15 protein-coding genes are annotated in these 18,118 nt (G+C 29.7%); 11 read left to right on the plus strand and 4 right to left on the minus strand.

The genetic code is table 11. The features are described 5' to 3' along the window. Nucleotides 1–14: 14 nt before the first annotated feature. The 7 genes from MKD41_RS02915 (at nt 15) to MKD41_RS02945 (ending at nt 9,381) form a co-directional block, all read left to right on the plus strand. Nucleotides 15–1,088, plus strand: a complete 1,074-nt coding sequence (locus MKD41_RS02915) for an efflux RND transporter periplasmic adaptor subunit (RefSeq protein ID WP_240243950.1) — start codon at nt 15–17, stop codon at nt 1,086–1,088. Nucleotides 1,089–1,188: 100 nt separating this feature from the next. Further along, a complete protein-coding gene (locus tag MKD41_RS02920; RefSeq protein ID WP_240243951.1) occupies nt 1,189–4,383 on the plus strand; it encodes an efflux RND transporter permease subunit in 3,195 nt (1,064 codons plus the stop codon). Nucleotides 4,384–4,540: 157 nt separating this feature from the next. Continuing rightward, a complete protein-coding gene (locus MKD41_RS02925; protein WP_240243952.1) occupies nt 4,541–4,849 on the plus strand; it encodes a hypothetical protein in 309 nt (102 codons plus the stop codon). 12 nt (nt 4,850–4,861) lie between these two features. After that, nucleotides 4,862–5,047 carry a YgaP family membrane protein gene (locus MKD41_RS02930; RefSeq protein ID WP_240243953.1) on the plus strand — a complete coding sequence of 62 codons (186 nt, stop codon included), beginning with the start codon at nt 4,862–4,864 and terminating at the stop codon, nt 5,045–5,047. 14 nt (nt 5,048–5,061) lie between these two features. Continuing rightward, entirely contained in the window at nt 5,062–5,403 is a 342-nt protein-coding gene (locus tag MKD41_RS02935) for a hypothetical protein (RefSeq protein ID WP_240243954.1), read from the plus strand. 74 nt (nt 5,404–5,477) lie between these two features. Beyond that, entirely contained in the window at nt 5,478–7,760 is a 2,283-nt protein-coding gene (locus MKD41_RS02940; protein WP_240243955.1) for a TonB-dependent receptor, read from the plus strand. A 391-nt stretch (nt 7,761–8,151) separates the two neighbouring features. Continuing rightward, the gene (locus tag MKD41_RS02945; RefSeq protein WP_240243956.1) at nt 8,152–9,381 is read left to right on the plus strand and encodes a uracil-xanthine permease family protein; all 1,230 of its coding nucleotides are present in this window, start codon (nt 8,152–8,154) and stop codon (nt 9,379–9,381) included. Nucleotides 9,382–9,464: 83 nt separating this feature from the next. On the opposite strand, the gene MKD41_RS02950 is transcribed toward MKD41_RS02945, so the two are convergent. Next, complete coding sequence (locus MKD41_RS02950; RefSeq protein ID WP_240243957.1) at nt 9,465–10,445, minus strand: fasciclin domain-containing protein; 981 nt, start codon at nt 10,443–10,445, stop codon at nt 9,465–9,467. Between the two features lie 368 nt (nt 10,446–10,813). Between MKD41_RS02950 and MKD41_RS02955 the strand changes: the two genes are divergently transcribed. The 4 genes from MKD41_RS02955 to MKD41_RS02970 all read left to right on the plus strand — a co-directional run bounded on the left by MKD41_RS02955 (nt 10,814) and on the right by MKD41_RS02970 (nt 15,506). Continuing rightward, nucleotides 10,814–11,005: a cold-shock protein gene (locus MKD41_RS02955; protein ID WP_240243958.1), complete on the plus strand. Its 192-nt coding sequence runs from the start codon at nt 10,814–10,816 to the stop codon at nt 11,003–11,005. A gap of 134 nt (nt 11,006–11,139) precedes the next feature. Next, the gene (gene mnmA, locus MKD41_RS02960; RefSeq protein ID WP_240243959.1) at nt 11,140–12,327 is read left to right on the plus strand and encodes a tRNA 2-thiouridine(34) synthase MnmA; all 1,188 of its coding nucleotides are present in this window, start codon (nt 11,140–11,142) and stop codon (nt 12,325–12,327) included. Nucleotides 12,328–12,377: 50 nt separating this feature from the next. Beyond that, nucleotides 12,378–14,570 (plus strand): S8 family serine peptidase, encoded by a 2,193-nt coding sequence (locus tag MKD41_RS02965; protein WP_240243960.1) that lies wholly within the window; start codon nt 12,378–12,380, stop codon nt 14,568–14,570. After that, nucleotides 14,571–15,506: an NAD(P)H-dependent flavin oxidoreductase gene (locus MKD41_RS02970; protein ID WP_240243961.1), complete on the plus strand. Its 936-nt coding sequence runs from the start codon at nt 14,571–14,573 to the stop codon at nt 15,504–15,506. It begins immediately after the preceding gene. 101 nt (nt 15,507–15,607) lie between these two features. On the opposite strand, the gene MKD41_RS02975 is transcribed toward MKD41_RS02970, so the two are convergent. The 3 genes from MKD41_RS02975 to MKD41_RS02985 all read right to left on the minus strand — a co-directional run bounded on the left by MKD41_RS02975 (nt 15,608) and on the right by MKD41_RS02985 (nt 17,946). After that, entirely contained in the window at nt 15,608–15,871 is a 264-nt protein-coding gene (locus tag MKD41_RS02975; protein ID WP_240243962.1) for a DUF1456 family protein, read from the minus strand. A gap of 48 nt (nt 15,872–15,919) precedes the next feature. Next, the gene (locus tag MKD41_RS02980; RefSeq protein WP_240243963.1) at nt 15,920–16,855 is read right to left on the minus strand and encodes a sterol desaturase family protein; all 936 of its coding nucleotides are present in this window, start codon (nt 16,853–16,855) and stop codon (nt 15,920–15,922) included. Between the two features lie 149 nt (nt 16,856–17,004). After that, nucleotides 17,005–17,946, minus strand: coding sequence for a lytic transglycosylase domain-containing protein (locus MKD41_RS02985; RefSeq protein ID WP_240243964.1), 942 nt, complete (start codon nt 17,944–17,946; stop codon nt 17,005–17,007). Between the last annotated feature and the right edge of the window lie 172 nt (nt 17,947–18,118).

Consider the following 18,118-nt stretch of genomic DNA (forward strand, 5'->3'; position numbering starts at 1 on the left):
AAAATACTACCATAATGAAAAATATATTTAAAATACTAACAATTATTACTTTAACAATAGTAATCAGTTGTGGAAAAGATAATGTAAAAGTTGTTGATAATAGAGTTGCAGTAAATGTAAAAGTAAGTACACCTTCATCAGAAGTTGGTACTTTTATAACTGCAAGTGGAAAAGTAGAGGCAACCCAAAATGCTAACTTAAGTACTCGTAATATGGGGTACGTAAATAAAGTACATGTAAACGTTGGAGATAAAGTTTCTAAAGGACAATTGTTATTAAGTATTAACAGTGCAGATATTTTAGCTCAAAAAGCTCAAGTAGGAGCTTCAATAGCGGAAGCTACAGCAGCATTTAAAAGTGCAGAGAAAGATTACAATCGTTTTAAGGTGTTGTTTAGTAGCAATAGTGCTTCGCAAAAAGAAATGGATGATATTACAGCTAATTATGAAATGGCAAAGGCACGTTTGGAAGCTACAAATCAAATGAAAAATCAAGTTAATGCTCAATTGTCATACTCAAATATAACGGCGCCTTTTAGCGGTGTTATTACGGGTAAATTTATAAATGCAGGAGATATGGCAAATCCTGGTATGCCTCTAATTAGCATTGAAAATCCGGGTAAATTTCAAGTAATTGCTATGGTTCCAGAATCTGAAATTACTTCAATAAAAAATGGTACTACAGTAGATGTTTTAATAAAATCTATCAATAAAATTTTAAAAGGAACAATTACTGAAGTTAGTTCTTCAACAAAAAATACTGGGGGACAGTATTTAGTAAAAATTGTGTTAGAAGAGACAGATGTTAAATTATTATCTGGAATGTTTGCTTCAGTACAATTTCCAACAGAAAAAACTGCAAGAGAAAATACACCAATTTTAATTCCTACATCTTCTATTATTGAACGTGGTGAATTAAGAGGCGTTTATGTTGTAAGTCAGTCTAATACCGCATTATTACGTTGGTTGCGTTTAGGAAAAGAGTTTGGCGATAAAACAGAAGTTTTATCTGGATTATCGGCAGAAGACAGATTTGTTTTAACGTCTGAAAGTAAAATAGTTAACGGTTCTAAACTTAACGTACAATAATTATGAAACGTTCTTGATTAACTAATTATTAAAATCGAAAATAATTAGTTAATCCTAGAAAGTTCCATCTAACTTATTTAAAAAATTAAAAAATACATAGATGAAAGAAGGATTAGCTGGCGGTATAGCCAAAGTATTTATGAATTCAAAATTAACTATTTTGTTAATGATTATGTTTATGGTCATTGGTGTATATAGTTCATTTTTAATTCCAAGAGAAGAAGAACCACAAATAGACGTGCCAATTGCAGATGTTTTTGTAAGTTATCCAGGTGCAAGTTCTGTTGAGGTTGAATCTAGAGTAGTAAAACCACTAGAAAAAATTGTTTCAAATATTAAAGGAATAGAATATGTGTATTCTACTTCAATGAATGAACAAGCAATGTTAATTGTACAATTTTATGTTGGTGAAGATATTGAACGTTCGTTTGTAAAGCTTTATAACGAAATTATGAAGCATATGGATCAAATGCCGCAAGGTGTTTCTATGCCATTAGTAAAAACAAGAGCAATAGATGATGTTCCAATGTTGGCTTTAACATTATGGAGTGAAACGTATGATGATTACCAATTAAAACAAGTTGCTAGCGAATTAACTAGTGAAATTGAAAAAATTAATGATGTTGCCATTACCAAAGCAATTGGTGGTAGAAATAGACAAGTGCGTGTTGTTTTAGATAAAGATAAAATGGCAGAAAGTGGCTTGGATATGTTAAGTGTTACTCAAAAAATTCAAGCAAATAACCAACAATTAACTTCGGGTAGTTTTGATAATAATAATACAGAATACCTGGTAAATACAGGAAATTTTTTAACAAATGTTGAAGATGTAGAAAATTTAGTGGTAGGTGTACAACAAAATATGCCTGTTTATTTAAAACAAATTGCAACTATAACAGACGGACCTGAAATTCCAAAAGAATATGTGTCTTTTGGTTATGGAAAAGCAAATGAATTATCTGAAACTTATGCTTCAGAATATCCTGCAGTTACTATTTCTATTGGGAAAAGAAAAGGTGCTGATGCTATGAAAATTTCAGAAAAAATATTAGATAAAGTAGAGCATTTAAGACAAGATTTATTGCCAGATGATGTTCATATGACAGTTACACGTAATTATGGTGAAACTGCATCTCATAAAGTTTCTGAACTTTTAATGCATTTAATTGGTTCTATTTTAGCCGTTACAATTGTAGTAATGTTAGCAATGGGCTGGCGTGGTGGTTTGGTAGTGTTTCTATCAGTACCAATTACATTTGCTATGACATTGTTTAGCTATTATATGTTAGATTATACCCTAAATAGAATTACACTATTTGCATTGGTATTTGTAACAGGTATTGTGGTAGATGATTCCATTATTATAGCCGAAAATATGCACAGGCATTTTAAAATGAAGCGATTACCATTTAAACAAGCCGCATTATACGCTATTAATGAAGTTGGTAACCCAACAATTTTAGCAACATTTACCGTAATTGCATCTGTATTACCGATGGCATTTGTATCTGGTTTAATGGGGCCTTATATGAGCCCAATGCCTATTGGAGCATCAATAGCAATGATAATTTCTTTATTTGTAGCTTTAACAATAACACCTTATTTAGGATTTTATATTTTAAGAGAAAAAGATAAACAAGAAGAAAAGAAAGAGCAAGGCGTAGAAACTACTTTTATATTTAAATTATATAACAAGTTAGAAAAACCATTGCTAGAAAATAAAAAGAAACGTTGGTTATTTTTAGGACTAACATCGTTATTATTACTAGCTTCAATGGCTTTATTTTATACCAAGGGAGTTGCCGTAAAAATGCTGCCTTTTGATAATAAGAATGAATTTCAAGTGGTAGTAGATATGCCAGAAGGTACAACTTTAGAAAATACATCAGCAGTAACAAGAGAAATTGCTAATTATTTATCTCAAAGACCTGAAGTTGATAATTATCAAAGTTTTGTAGGTACTTCTGCACCAATTACATTTAACGGTTTGGTACGTCATTACGATTTACGTGGAGGTTCTAATATGGCCGATATTCAAGTAAATTTAATTGATAAAGAAGAACGCTCAGAACAAAGTCATGATGTAGCAAAAAAATTAAGAGCCGATATTCAAGAAATTGGAAAACGCTTTAATGCAAATGTGAAATTGGTTGAGGTTCCACCAGGACCACCAGTAATGTCTACAATTGTTGCTGAAGTTTATGGACCAGATTATAAAGAGCAGATTAATATTGCAAAACAGTTGAAAGGTATTGTTTCAACAACAAATGATATTGTTGATGTTGACGATATGATTGAAGCGGATCAAACAGAATTTAATTTTGTTATAGATAAAGAAAAAGCAATGTTAAATGGAGTTGCTCCTCAACAAATTGTAGCCACTTTAAAAATGGCGCTTTCAGAACAACCAATTTCAGCATTGTATAATGAAACAGCAAACGATCAAGTTGGTTTGGTATTAGCTTTAGATGAAAAAGAAAAGTCTTCAATAAACGATATAAAACAACTAAAAGTTATTTCGCAAATGGGAGTTGCAATTCCTGTTGGTGATTTAATAAAGGTTGAAGAAAAAGTAAGAGAGAAATCAATTTACCGTAAAAATCAGAAACGAGTAGTGTATGTAATTGCTGATATGGCTGGAAAATTAGAAAGTCCTGTATATGGAATCTTAAATATGAGTGATAGGTTAGATGAAATTGAAGTTCCTACCGGATATACTTTAAATGAAGAATTTAATCAACAACCAGTACATGAAGATAATTATACAGTAAAATGGGATGGAGAATGGCAAATTACATATGAAGTATTTAGAGATTTAGGAGCTGCTTTTGCTGTTGCAATATTTGTAATTTATCTACTAATTGTAGGTTGGTTCCAAAACTTTAAAGCGCCATTGGTAATGTTGGTAGCAATTCCGCTTTCTATGGTTGGTATTATAGTTGGCCACTGGCTAATGGGAGCGTTCTTTACTGCAACTTCTATGATTGGAATGATTGCTTTAGCAGGAATTATGGTGCGAAACTCAGTATTATTAATAGACTTTATAGAGCTGCGTTTACAAGACGGTATTCCGTTAAAACAAGCAGTAATTGAGGCAGGAGCTGTAAGAACAACACCAATATTATTAACAGCTGGAACCGTGGTAATAGGAGCATTTGTAATTTTATTTGATCCAATTTTCCAAGGATTAGCAATCTCATTAATGGGAGGTACAATTACAGCAACGGTTTTAACTTTATTAGTAGTGCCGTTAGTATATTATATGACAGAGAAACATAAATATCCAGAAAAATAATAGAAACTCGTTTATCTAAATTTATTTTAGGTTCTTATAAAAATTACTTCAATTTCACTGGGTAACCAAAATTTAGTGGAATTGAAGTATTGTTTAAGAATAACGAGGTATTCAAATAGAAAATAACCAGTATAATTCACTATAAACCAAATTAAATATGAAACTACTTATAATAACAAGCGTATCACAATTTGAAAAAGATGTGTCTAAAATTTTTGAAAAAGCAGAAATATTAGTGTATAGTACTTCTGATATTCAAGGACAAAAATTTTTCCCTTCTAAAACTATTCAAAATAATTGGTTTTCTGCGCAAAGAGATTCACATGATTCTAAATTATATTTTGCATTTACAACCGAAGATAAAGTAGAAGCAATTTTTAAAGGAGTAGAAGCATTTAATGCAGAAAAATCAAAATCTAATCCAATTAAAGCAATTGTATTAGAAATAGAAAAATATATTAACTAAAAAATTAAAAAAATGAAATCAAGATTAATGAATATTATTCCTGGAGCTTTTATATTAATTAGTTTAGCTCTTGCCGTTTATGTAAATGAAAATTGGCTTTGGTTTACCGCATTTGTAGGTGCAAATTTATTTCAACGTGGATTTACAAAATGGTGCTTACTAGAAATTATTTTAGGTAAATTAGGGGTTAAAGATTAATTACTTTACTATTTTTGCCGAAAATAAAGGCAATTAAAAGAAAATTTAAACATATAATTTCAAGTGTTTTACTTGTTGCTGTACTGCTACCATTTGCAGTACAGTTCATTCATTCTTTTAAAAAACACGAACACTCGGTTTGTAACGCTCAAAATAAAGTTCATTTTGACATACATGAAATTGATTGTTCGGTTTTTCATTTTATAATAAATACCAATGCTGTTAATTTTGAATCTGAAATTACTTTCTTAGATAACGATTTTGACTTCGAAAAAAATTATTCAGAAAAACTGAGAATTAAAACAGTTGAGCTTTATTTTAAATCTTCCAGAGCACCTCCCTTTTTATTGGTTTAACAGTTTAAATATAGAGTGTTTTAGTTGTAATTGACTGAAACATAATTTAATATCAATAAGAAAATACAGATTACATGAAAATATTTTTAGGAATTCTATTTGTAGGATTATCTTTTGTTGCACAAGCACAACATACTATTTCTGGTACTATAACCGATACAAACAACCAACCACTCTTAGGAGTTGAAGTGTTTGTAGAAGAACTCCATAAAGGAACTTCAACAGATGAAAATGGTTATTTTGAATTAAATAATTTACCTAATAATACAATAAAATTAACCATCGTTTTTTTAGGTTATAAAACTCAAATTAAAACAGTTGAACTTAATATTGCAACAACAGAGTTAACATTTATTTTAGAAGAAAGTGTATTTAAAATGGATGAAGTAATTATTTCAACGCCATTTAATAAGTTACAAAGTGAAAATGTAATGAAAGTTGAAAAGGCTACCATTGCACAATTACAAAATAAAGGAATGTTGACTTTAAGTGAAGGAATTAGTTCTTTACCTGGTGTGTCTACAATAGCTACAGGAACCGGAATTGGAAAGCCTGTTATTAGAGGTTTACGAGGTAATAGAGTACTTGTTTATAGCCAGGGTTTACGATTAGAAAATCAGCAATTTGGAGACGAACATGGTTTGGGGGTTGATGCATCAAGTATTGAAAGTTTAGAGGTTATAAAAGGTCCAGCATCTTTATTATATGGGTCAGATGCTTTGGGTGGTGTTTTATATTTTAATCCTATAAAATTTGCACCAATAAACAGTTTTAATATTTCTGGAGGTCAAACTTTTTATTCAAATACAGCAGGAAGTAGTACTTTATTTAGTGCTAAACAATCGTATAATAAATGGAAGTTTTTAGTAAACGGATCGCATAATACTCATAGCGATTATAAAACTGCAAATGATGAACGTGTAACAAATACACGATTTAATGAAACCAATTTTAATACAGCAATTGGATATAATAGTGAGCGTATTTCTAGCATAGTTCGTTTTTTATACAACAGAAGTATTATTGGTATTCCTGAAGAAATTGGAGTACAGTCTACTTCAAAAGAAAAAATGCTTCCTTACCAAGATTTAACAACTAAAATGTTGAGTTTAAACAATACTATTTTCTTGAATAATTCAAAAATTTCAACAGTATTTGGTTATACCGAAAATTTACGAAATGAATTTGAAGAACACGACCATGATGAACATTTAGAACAAGATGACCACGATAACGAAGCTCATGTAGAAGAGGAAGATCACGAAAGTGAAGAAGCTGCTTTACAACTAAAATTAGATACTTATAGTTACGATATTAAATGGCATTTGCCAAAATTTAATTCAATTGAAACAGTTATTGGAGTGCAAGGAATGCATCAAAAAAATAAGAATTTTGGTGAAGAAATTTTAATTCCAGATGCTACAACTAATGATGTTGGTGTTTTTGTAACTGCAATGTATCAAATAAGTAATAGCAGTTTTCAAGGAGGATTTCGTTTTGATACTAGAAATATTTCAACAGCTTACCATGAAGTTTTGCATGAAGATGAAATCCATATTTTTGAAGCTATTGATAAAACATTTGATAATATTTCGGCTTCAATAGGGTATAAAACACTTTTATTTAATACAGTAATTAGTAGATTTAACGTTGCTTCAGGTTTTAAAGCTCCAAATTTGGCCGAATTAACTTCAAATGGAGTTCACCATGGTTCTAATAGATTTGAACTTGGGAATACTAAGTTAAAACAAGAACAAAACCTTCAATCGGATATTTCTTTTGAATATAAAACAGATCATTTTGAATTGGTTGCAAATGGTTTTTACAATCATATTAACGATTATATTTTTATTTCTCCAACAGGTGAGGTAGAAGATGGTAACGATGTTTATAGTTATACGCAAGAAAATGCAAAATTATATGGAGGAGAATTTGGATTGCATTTACATCCACATCCTTTAGATTGGTTGCATTTAAATAGTAATTTTGAATTGGTTGTTGGAAAACAAGATAATGGAGATTACTTACCGTTAATACCAGCCAATAAACTTACAAATACTATAAGAGCAGAGTTTAATAATACAAATACATTACAAAATGGATTTGCATCTATTACTCTTGAAAATACTTTTAAACAAACTAATATAAGTGAATTTGAGACCAAGAGTAATGCTTATAACCTGATAAATGTTGGTGTTGGAGGCACTGTTAAATTTAATAAACTATATTTTGATGTTAACTTAAATGTAAATAATGTTTTTAATGAATCGTATATTTCTCATTTATCTCGTTTAAAATCAGATGGCATTCTAAACATTGGAAGAAATTTTATTACAAGTATAAAATTTAAATTTTAGTCAAAATAAATTCTAAGAAATTAAAATTAGGTGTTTAGAAATTTATTTTCTAAGCACTCTATTTTGCTATTTTAATTAATTATAAATAACCAATTATAGTTAAATGTTTTGTTTGTAAATATGTTAAAATTAGTGTTTTAGATTTTGAATACAGGTTTAAAAATTCCTTTTTAATAATTATTAACATTTTGTTTTTATAACATTTTATAATGGTAATAAAATTGTTTTGATTTTATAAGTAAATTAGCTCAATTAAATTTTTAGCATTCCAAAGTAATGTTTATTTCTACATTGAAACTATCTGAAAGTCAAATTAGTACTAATTTTTATGCTGAATATATCAGCTATTATTAAATAATTTAAGACTTATAAACCCAATAAATTTTAATAAATGAAACAAAATCAAACTTTAACAAACACTTCAAGTCCAATAAAGAGAGTAATTATTGGAATTCAATTTTTATTTGTTGCCTTTGGAGCAACAGTATTAGTGCCACTTTTAATAAATATAGATCCTTCAGTAGCTTTATTTACAGCAGGTGTTGGAACACTAATATTCCATTTAATTACCAAAGGAAAAGTTCCTGTTTTTTTAGGAAGTAGTTTTGCTTTTATAGCACCCATAATAGCTGCAACAAAATTATACGGATATTCAGGAACATTAGGAGGAATTATTGCGGTAGGTATAGTTTATTCAATAGTTTCAGCCATAATAAAATTATGGGGATTGCGGGTTATTGAAAAAATATTTCCAGCAGTAGTTGTTGGACCCGTTATTATGATTATAGGATTATCTTTGGCTTCAACTGGAGTAGATATGGCTAAATCTAATTGGCCAATTGCACTTGTTGTTTTAGCTACAGCAATAATTATAGTAACTTTTACAAAAGGATTGATAAAATTAATTCCAATATTTATAGGAATTGTTGTCGGTTATATAATATCAATATTTACAGGTTTGGTAGATTTTTCACCAGTAAATGAAGCAGCTTGGTTTGCCTTTCCTAAATTTACAACACCAGAGTTTAATTGGGGAGCAATTTTATATATGATTCCAGTAGCAATTGCACCTATTATTGAACATATAGGAGATATGTATGCAATAGGAGGTGTAGCAGATAAAGAGTTTGTTAAAGAACCAGGCTTGCATAGAACATTATTAGGTGATGGTGTTGCTACTGCATTTGCAGGTTTTTTAGGAGGACCACCAAATACAACATATTCTGAAGTTACAGGAGCTGTTGCACTAACCAAAATAACGGATCCAAGGGTATTAAGAATTGCTGCTGTTACTGCAATTGTATTTTCAGTTATTGGTAAAATTAGTGCCATTTTAAAAACAATACCTACAGCTGTTTTAGGCGGAATTATGTTATTGCTTTTTGGTATGATAGCAAGTATTGGAATTAGAACGTTAATAGATGCTAAAACCGATTTTTCTATTACCAGAAACCAAGTAATTGTTTCTATTATTTTAACCGTTGGAATTGGTGGTGCTCAAATTGGTTTTGGAAATTTTTCTTTAGCAGGTATCGGTCTAGCTTCTGTAGTTGGTGTTATTTTAAATTTAGTCTTACCTAAGCATTCTGAACCTATAAAGGGTAGTCATGTAGAAGAATAAATTTATAAAAATAAAAAAGCCTGTTTGATTGGTTTTTAAACTTTTCAAACAGTCTTTTTATCTAATTAAATAATTAAAGAATATTAATTTAAATTAGGTAAAACCACTTTGTCAATAACGTGGATAACTCCATTAGCAGTTTGTACATTTGTAACTATAATATTACTTACTCTACCATTGGTATCGGTTAACGTAGCGCCACCAGAGATGTTTGCAGTAATATCACTACCTAAAGTGGTTACAGTCATATTATCAGTAAGCATTTCGGCAGTTACATTTGCACCACCTACAACATGATGGTTTAAAGTTGCGGTTAAAGTGGCTCCATCAATATCAGCTAGGCTATCAGCACCAAGTTCCGTTAATAAAGCACTAAAAGCAGCATCAGTTGGGGCGAAAACAGTGAAAGGAGCAGGGTCAGTTCCATTTGCAGTAGATAATACAGATACAAAATTAGGTTGATCATCTCTAGTTAAAGCAACTACTAAGTTGGTAAAACTATTATTAGAAGTTGCCATAGTGACAATAGTTGGTAATCCAATAACGGCATCTACTAAGTGAATAACACCGTTGTCTACATTATTATCAGCGCCAGTTACAGTAGCAGTTCCGTTAATTTTAACACCATTAGTTATGTCAATATACATACTCATATTAGCGTTGTTTGGAGTTGCAGTAGAAAGTGAACTAATATAACCAGTAGCTAAATCACTAGATTGTACATTTCCTGCAATAACGTGGTTTAGTAGTATTTGTGTTAAAACATCAACAGGTACATCATCTAAAGAGTTGAAACCTGTACTTGATATGAATTCGTCAAAAGCTGTATTATTAGGTGCAAAAACAGTAAAGATTTCATCACCACTTAAAGCTTCTACCAAATCAGTTTTTTGTAAAGCGGCTAAAAGGCTACTATAATTATCTATATTTTCAACTAGAAAGTCTGTAATAGTATTTGTTTCAGGAGTTTTTATTGTATCATCGTCATCATCACAAGATAAAATGCTAAGAGATAATAATATTATCGATAAAAATACGGTAAGAATGTAAGGTGATTTTTTCATGGTTTAATATTTTTTAGTTTCGACTAAGATATAAAAAATAAATAAATGTTCAACAAAACATAGTTAAAGTTGAACAAAATAAAATCTACTATTCTTTATTTCAAATCACTCGCACTGTGTTTGGATGTATTTAATACCTTGAAAATAAAGTTATTATGTTTTTAGAAGTGATTTATTTTGTTTAATATTGTTTGTGAAAACTTTAACAAAATATTGATACCTATAATAGTTTGTTTATTTATATAAGTTTATTTTAAAACAAAAACCCTTATTTATACACCCAAAAAATAAATATAAAATACTAAAAATAATGATGTTAAATAAAATTAAGTATATTTGTAAAATATAATAAATTAAAAATTTTAATAATGAGTAAAGGCACAGTAAAATTCTTCAATGAAACTAAAGGTTTTGGATTCATCAAAGAAGAAGACTCAAACAATGAACATTTTGTACACATTTCTGGTTTAATCGATGAGATTCGTGAAGGTGATGAGGTAGAATTCGATTTACAAGAAGGTAGAAAAGGAATGAACGCAGTAAACGTAAAAGTTATTTAATATAATTATTATCGATTATTTATTGTAAAGCCTATCAATTTTTTGATAGGCTTTTTTTTTATGAAAATTACTCATTAAAATTAACTTTTTGTTACTAAAAGTTATCAGTATCTTTGCATTCTAAATTTTTTAAAATGAAACGTGTAATAGTTGGTCTTTCTGGTGGTGTAGATAGTAGTGTAGCAGCATATTTGTTAAAGGAACAAGGCTATGAAGTTATTGGTTTGTTTATGAAAAACTGGCACGATGACTCGGTAACCATATCAAATGAATGCCCTTGGTTAGAAGATAGTAATGATGCTATGCTTGTAGCTGATAAATTAGGAATTCCATTTCAAGTTGTAGATTTAAGCGAACAATATAAAGAACGTATTGTAGATTATATGTTTAAAGAATACGAAATGGGACGTACGCCAAATCCAGATGTACTGTGTAACCGAGAAATAAAATTTGATGTTTTTATGAAAATTGCAATGGATTTAGGAGCTGATTATGTAGCTACTGGTCATTATTGTAGAAAAGGAACAGAGAAAATTTTAGGAGAAAAAGTTTATAAATTATTATCTGGTAAAGATACAAACAAAGATCAGTCTTATTTTTTATGTCAATTATCACAAGAACAACTTGCTAAAGCAATGTTTCCGATAGGTGAATTAACAAAGCCAGAAGTTAGAAAAATTGCAGCTGAACAAGATTTAATAACTGCAGATAAAAAAGATTCTCAAGGTTTATGTTTTATTGGAAAAGTGCGATTACCAGAATTTTTACAGCAAAAATTAGAACCAAAAGAAGGTGTTATTGTTCAAATACCAGAAGATTCAACTATTTATAATAGAGAAATTCCTAATTTTAATTCAAAAGAAGAAGAATTGGCATTTTTCTCAAAAAAATATGAATACAAAGTTTCAGATGGTAAAATTGTAGGTAAACATCAAGGTGCTCATTATTTTACAAAAGGACAACGTAAAGGATTGGCAGTTGGTGGTACTAAAGAACCTTTATTTGTTATAGATACAGATGTAGTTGAAAATGTTATTTATGCAGGTGAAGGAAAAAGTCATAAAGGCTTATACCGAAATGTTTTATTTGTTTCTAATGAAGAGTTGCATTGGGTTAGAAAAGATCTAGCATTAGAAAATGGAGCATCTGCTCAGGTATTGGCAAGAATTAGATACCGTCAAAAATTAGAAAAAGCAACGTTATATAAAGTAGCAAAAGGTTTATATGTAGCGTTTGAAAATATGCAATCGGCAATTACTGAAGGTCAGTTTGTGGCTTGGTATAAAAATGATGAATTGCAAGGTTCTGGTGTAATAGCTTAATTGTAAGTTATTAATTTGTACTTTTAGAGTCTATATTTAAAAAAAATTAAGTGAAAAATAGACTATTCATATTTATTTTCTTTTTCTCAATATCAAATTTATCTGCGCAAATTGAAGATGCGTGGGTTTATTTTAAAGATAAACCGAGTAAAACTTCATATTTTGAAAATCCACTAAATATGTTAAGCCAACGTGCTTTAGATAGACGAACGCGTTATAATATAGTATTAGATATTAAAGATGTTCCAATTGAATCAACGTATATAACTACAATTGCTAATACTTTTGGAATAACGGTATTGGCAAAATCTAAATGGTTAAATGCTATTCATATACAAGGTGAAAAATTAAATATAGATGCCTTATTAAATTTAGAATTAGAAGGTTTTGTTTTTATAGATTTTATTGAATTTGCTAATAAAAGCTTAAACAGTTCAAAGTCAAATAATATTTCAAAACGCGTTTCAAAAGTTAAAAATAAACAGTTAGAAACAACTACAGATTTCGCTTATGGTACTGCTGAAAATCAATTAGTAATGTTAGGAGGAGAAACATTGCATAAAAATAATTTTACTGGATTGGGAATGCATATAGCAGTTATAGATGCAGGTTTTCCAAAGGTTGATACCTTACTTGCATTTAAAAGAATTAGAGATAACGGACAAATTTTAGGGGGTTATGATTTTGTAGATAGAACATCATATTTTTACGGAGGTAATTCGCACGGAACTTCAGTTTTATCTACAATGGCTGGTTATTTAGAAAATGGAGTAGGTGGGGCAATTACCAATTTTGTAGGAACTGCTCCAGATGCAAGTTATTATTTATTTAGAACCGAAAATTCTTCTGTTGAGGTTCGATTAGAAGAAAGTTTATGGGTTGAAGCTGCTGAAAAAGCTGATAGTTTAGGTGTTGATATTATTAATACTTCTTTAGGGTATTCTGTTTTTTTTGACAATCCAGACCATAATTATGATTATAGTGCTATGGATGGTAAAACTACATTTATTACTAGAGGTGCTGAAATAGCTTTTTCTCGTGGAATCTTATTGGTAACTTCTGCTGGTAATGAAGGAAATGATACATCTTGGCCTTATATAAATGCGCCTGCAGATGCACCTTCTATTTTAACAGTTGGTGCCGTTAATGCTTCAGGAACTATTGCTTCTTTTAGTTCTTTTGGGCCAACTTCAGATGATAGAATTAAACCAGATGTTTGTGCGCAAGGGCAAGCTACCTCAATAATTAATACTTCTGGAAATGTAGTTACAGGTAATGGAACCTCTTATTCATCACCAGTTTTAGCGGGAGTTGTTGCGTGTTTGTGGCAAGCTTTTCCAGAGAAAACAAATGCAGAAATTACGCAATTAATAAAAGAGTCTGCACATTTATACCCTAACGCTACTAAGCAAGAAGGTTATGGAATTCCAAATTTTTCTACAATATTTGAAAGTAGTTACGATTTTGATGGTGATGGAGTTATGAACGATTTAGATATATGTCCAAACACACCAGAAGGAGCAGAGGTTAATAGTCAAGGTTGTCTAGTTTTACCGGCTGATAATTTTAAAATAGAAGCTATTAGCGAAACTTGTCCGGGAGCAGCTAACGGACAGCTAAAAATTATTTCAGAAACTTCTTATAATTATTTAGTAACTGTTAATGGTGCAAATTATTCATTTACAGATGAAAATACTATAGAATTAACTAATTTGCCAGTTGGTTTATACGAGGCTTGTATTACTCTTGAAGAACAAAATTATAAACAGTGTTATAATATAACTATTGAAGAAAGTGCAACTATTTCAGGAAAAGTGGTGGTTGCTTCAAAAACTGCCATTGTAGAAATAGATAAAGGAACAGCTCCATTTACTGTTTATTTAAACGGAAAAGAAACAATGGAAACATTGGACACTAATTTTGAATTAGAAATTAAACAAGGCGATTTAATTGAAGTAAGATCAAGTAAAACTTGTGAAGGAGTTTTTTCAAAAGAAATAGAAGCTATAAATTTGTTAAGTATTTATCCAAATCCTGTTACAAATATTGTTAATTTTAATTTTCCTGAAGATTTAAATGAATTAAATAGTTCTATTTATACTGTTTTTGGAAGTACTATTTTAGAAAGTAATATAGTAAAATCGAATCCAACGATGGTTATTTCACATTTGCCTAAAGGAATTTATTTTTTACAAGTTAACTATAATAATGAAGTCAAAATATTTAAAATTATTAAAGACTAAATGAAAAATATAATTACAGAATTATTCAAAATAAAATATCCAATTATTCAAGCAGGAATGGTTTGGAATAGTGGTTGGAAATTAGCTTCTGCAGTAAGTAATGCAGGAGGTTTGGGGTTAATTGGTGCAGGTTCTATGTATCCAGATGTTTTAAGAGAACATATTCAAAAGTGTAAAAAAGCTACCACAAAGCCATTTGGAATAAATGTGCCTATGCTATATCCTAATATTGAAGAAATTATGAAAATAATTGTAGAAGAAGGTGTTAAGGTGGTTTTTACTTCAGCAGGAAATCCAAAAACGTGGACACCTTTTTTAAAAGAAAATGGAATTACAGTTGTACATGTTGTGAGTAGTGTAAAATTTGCATTAAAATCTGAACAAGCAGGTGTTGATGCTGTTGTTGTTGAAGGTTTTGAAGCTGGTGGACATAATGGAAGGGAAGAAACAACAACATTTACTTTAATTCCTATGGTAAAAGAAAAATTATCAATTCCAGTAATTGCTGCAGGAGGAATCGCTTCAGGTAGAGGTATGTTGGCGGCTATGATTTTAGGAGCAGATGGTGTTCAAATAGGAAGTCGTTTTGCAGCAAGTAATGAGTCTTCAGCGCATATTAATTTTAAAAATGAAGTTGTAAAAACCCAAGATGGTGGCACTCAATTAACCTTAAAAGAATTGGCTCCTACTAGAATGATCAAAAATAAGTTTTATAATGAACTTCAAGAATTGTATCAACAAAAACCGACTGTAGAGCAACTAAAAGATAAGTTGGGTAGGGCAAGAGCTAAAAAAGGAATGTTTGAAGGTGATTTAGAAAATGGAGAATTAGAAATTGGTCAGATCGCAGGTTTAATTCACGAAATAAAACCAGCAGCAGCAATTGTAAAAGAAATTATGGAAGAATTTAATTTGGTAAAAAAGAGTTTTTGTTGAGAACAAAAATAAATTACCAATTGACCTAAATTGAACTTGTTATAAAATTCTGCATTAACACTTTAATTTTATTCAGTAATTAATTCAGAATAATTTATTTTTTAATGTTTTTTATCAGCGTGGTTTTTAGCTTGTTTTGGAGGCATTGGTCCTCGTAAATGAATAATCAATCCGTTTAAAAAGTTGCGTAAAAATTGATCGCCACATTCCATATATTTGGGGTGGTCTTCACTTCTAAAAATGGCACCTAGTTCACTTTTGCTAACTTTAAAGTCAACTAGTTCACAAATTTTTATAATATCAGTATCGCGCAATTTATGAGCTACACGTAATTTTTTGAATATGTCGTTATTAGATAATCCCATTTGGCAAAGTTACTTTTTTTAAAATTATAAATACAAGTAAAATCTCAATTAAACGTTATTCTTTTTAAGTTCTAATTGCATTTTTTTTTGCATTTGTTTTACGGTTTGTGTGCTATTATCGTGGCTCCAGCCAGGAGGTCCAAAAGTGTACATAAATTTATGATACCAGTTTTTAGATTTTTTAGTGTCGTTCCAAATATCTTTGTATTCGTGTGTTAAAATCACCCACGGATTGTATGAGTCAGGAGCGTGCGTTACACCATATTCAACTTTAATGTTTTCATCGAACTCTTTCCAAGTTCCAAAAATTTTATCAAAAATATTTAAAAAACCACCGTGATTTTTATCCATATACTCTAAATTTCTAGCATGGTGTACTTGGTGCATTGTATGTGTATTGAAAATCTTTTCTAGAAATCCCATTTTTGGAATGTAAACAGAATGTAATTGAAATTGCCAAAGCGCTTCAATACCTAGACAAACCACAACCATTTCTGGTCTAAAACCTAACGCAGGAATCCACATATAAAAAAAAGGTTTGTATAAAATGGTGAACCATCCGTTACGTACAGCTGTTCCTAAGTTAAAATTATCTGATGAATGATGCACAATATGAGCAGCCCATAAAAAACGTACCATGTGATTTTGTCTATGAAACCAATAATATGAAAAGTCGTCTAATAATTGACAAGCAATCCAAATATACCAAGCATATCCAAAAGATTCCCAGCCCATTATATTGGTTCTTACACCATTAATTTCAGGATTAAATATTTCAAAAACAATATTAAAAATTACAATTGCAGAAATAGTTTTAATTAGTGGTGAAATTACTGCAGAACCAACACCCATAAAAAGGCTAGCTCCTAAATCTTTCCATTTGTATAAATCTTTCTTATCGTGGGTTTTGCTATAAGTTAGTTCAAGTAAAATTAGTGCTAAAAAGCAAGGTACTCCATACACTAATGGGTTGGTGAAATCCATTTATTGGTTTTAAATTATTAAAAAGTGAAATATAGGTATATTTTATGAAACCTATAAGTTTACAAGGTTTATTTGTAATTATATAAAATATAACTATTGTTGTTTATTAGAATCACTTTATTAAAAAGAGTCAATAAACAGATGTTGTTTTAATTATTAACAGGAATTTTAATTTCGTATAATTTGCGAGATTTATTATTTAATTTGTTTTCGCGTAACCAAGAATTATGATATTTTAAAATTTTGTAATTAATACCTAAATTTTTAGAAAATTCAGCAATATTGGTAATGGCAGTATCAACTTTAATAATTTTAGTTTCTTCTAAAGCATATAAATCTTCTTCGTCAAAAATAAAACCATATTTATTTGGGTTAGATAGTATTTCTTTTACAGCAACTATTCTAGGTAAATATCTACTTGTTTCAGAAACTAGAAGTAAATCGTAATAATCATCAACTTTTTGAGCTTTAAGTCTTCTAGCGATTCCTGCATTTCCAGCATTGTATGCAGCAGCAGCTAATGTCCAACTGCCAAATCTTTTTTTAGAAGCATTTAAATAGTCACAAGCAACTTGTGTTGCTTTTTCTAGGTGGTAGCGCTCATCTACATTAGAGTTTACTTCAAGTCCTTTTTCTTTAGCTGTAGAACTCATAATTTGCCAAAAACCTTTTGCTCCGGCCGGAGAAGTTACATCTTGTAAACCACTTTCAATTACTGCTAAGTATTTAAAATCATCAGGAATTCCATTTTTTGCAAGTATAGGTTCTATAATAGGAAAATATTTATTTGCTCTTTTAAACAAAAGCAGACCGTTAGATTGCCAATAGGTATTTACTAATAATTCACGATCTATGCGTTCTCTAATATCTCCTTTTTCAATAGGTACATGTTCTCCTGCAAATTCTAAGTTAGAAGGTATTTTTAGCGCTCTAATTTTATAGCTTTCACTGGTATTAGAGTTGTTGTTTATGGATTCTTCATTATTTGAAGATTCTGTAGCTATTTTAGATGTGTTTTCTGTTGCAAAAATTAATAAAGAACTTACCATAATAATGGCGACTAATCCTAAAATTTTAATTGTATTTTTCATGGGTATATTTTTAATTTCTTATGTTTTGTATTTGCTATAATTTGTAAAATAATAGGGGTTAAATTTTTACTGTGGATAATTTACAAATATATTTGAATTTACAAAGTGAATGAAACTATTTTAACAAAAATAATACGATTTTAACTAAAATTGAAGTAAATAATAGAATTTA

The sequence above is a fragment of the Lutibacter sp. A64 genome, from assembly GCF_022429565.1.
Taxonomy (GTDB): domain Bacteria; phylum Bacteroidota; class Bacteroidia; order Flavobacteriales; family Flavobacteriaceae; genus Lutibacter.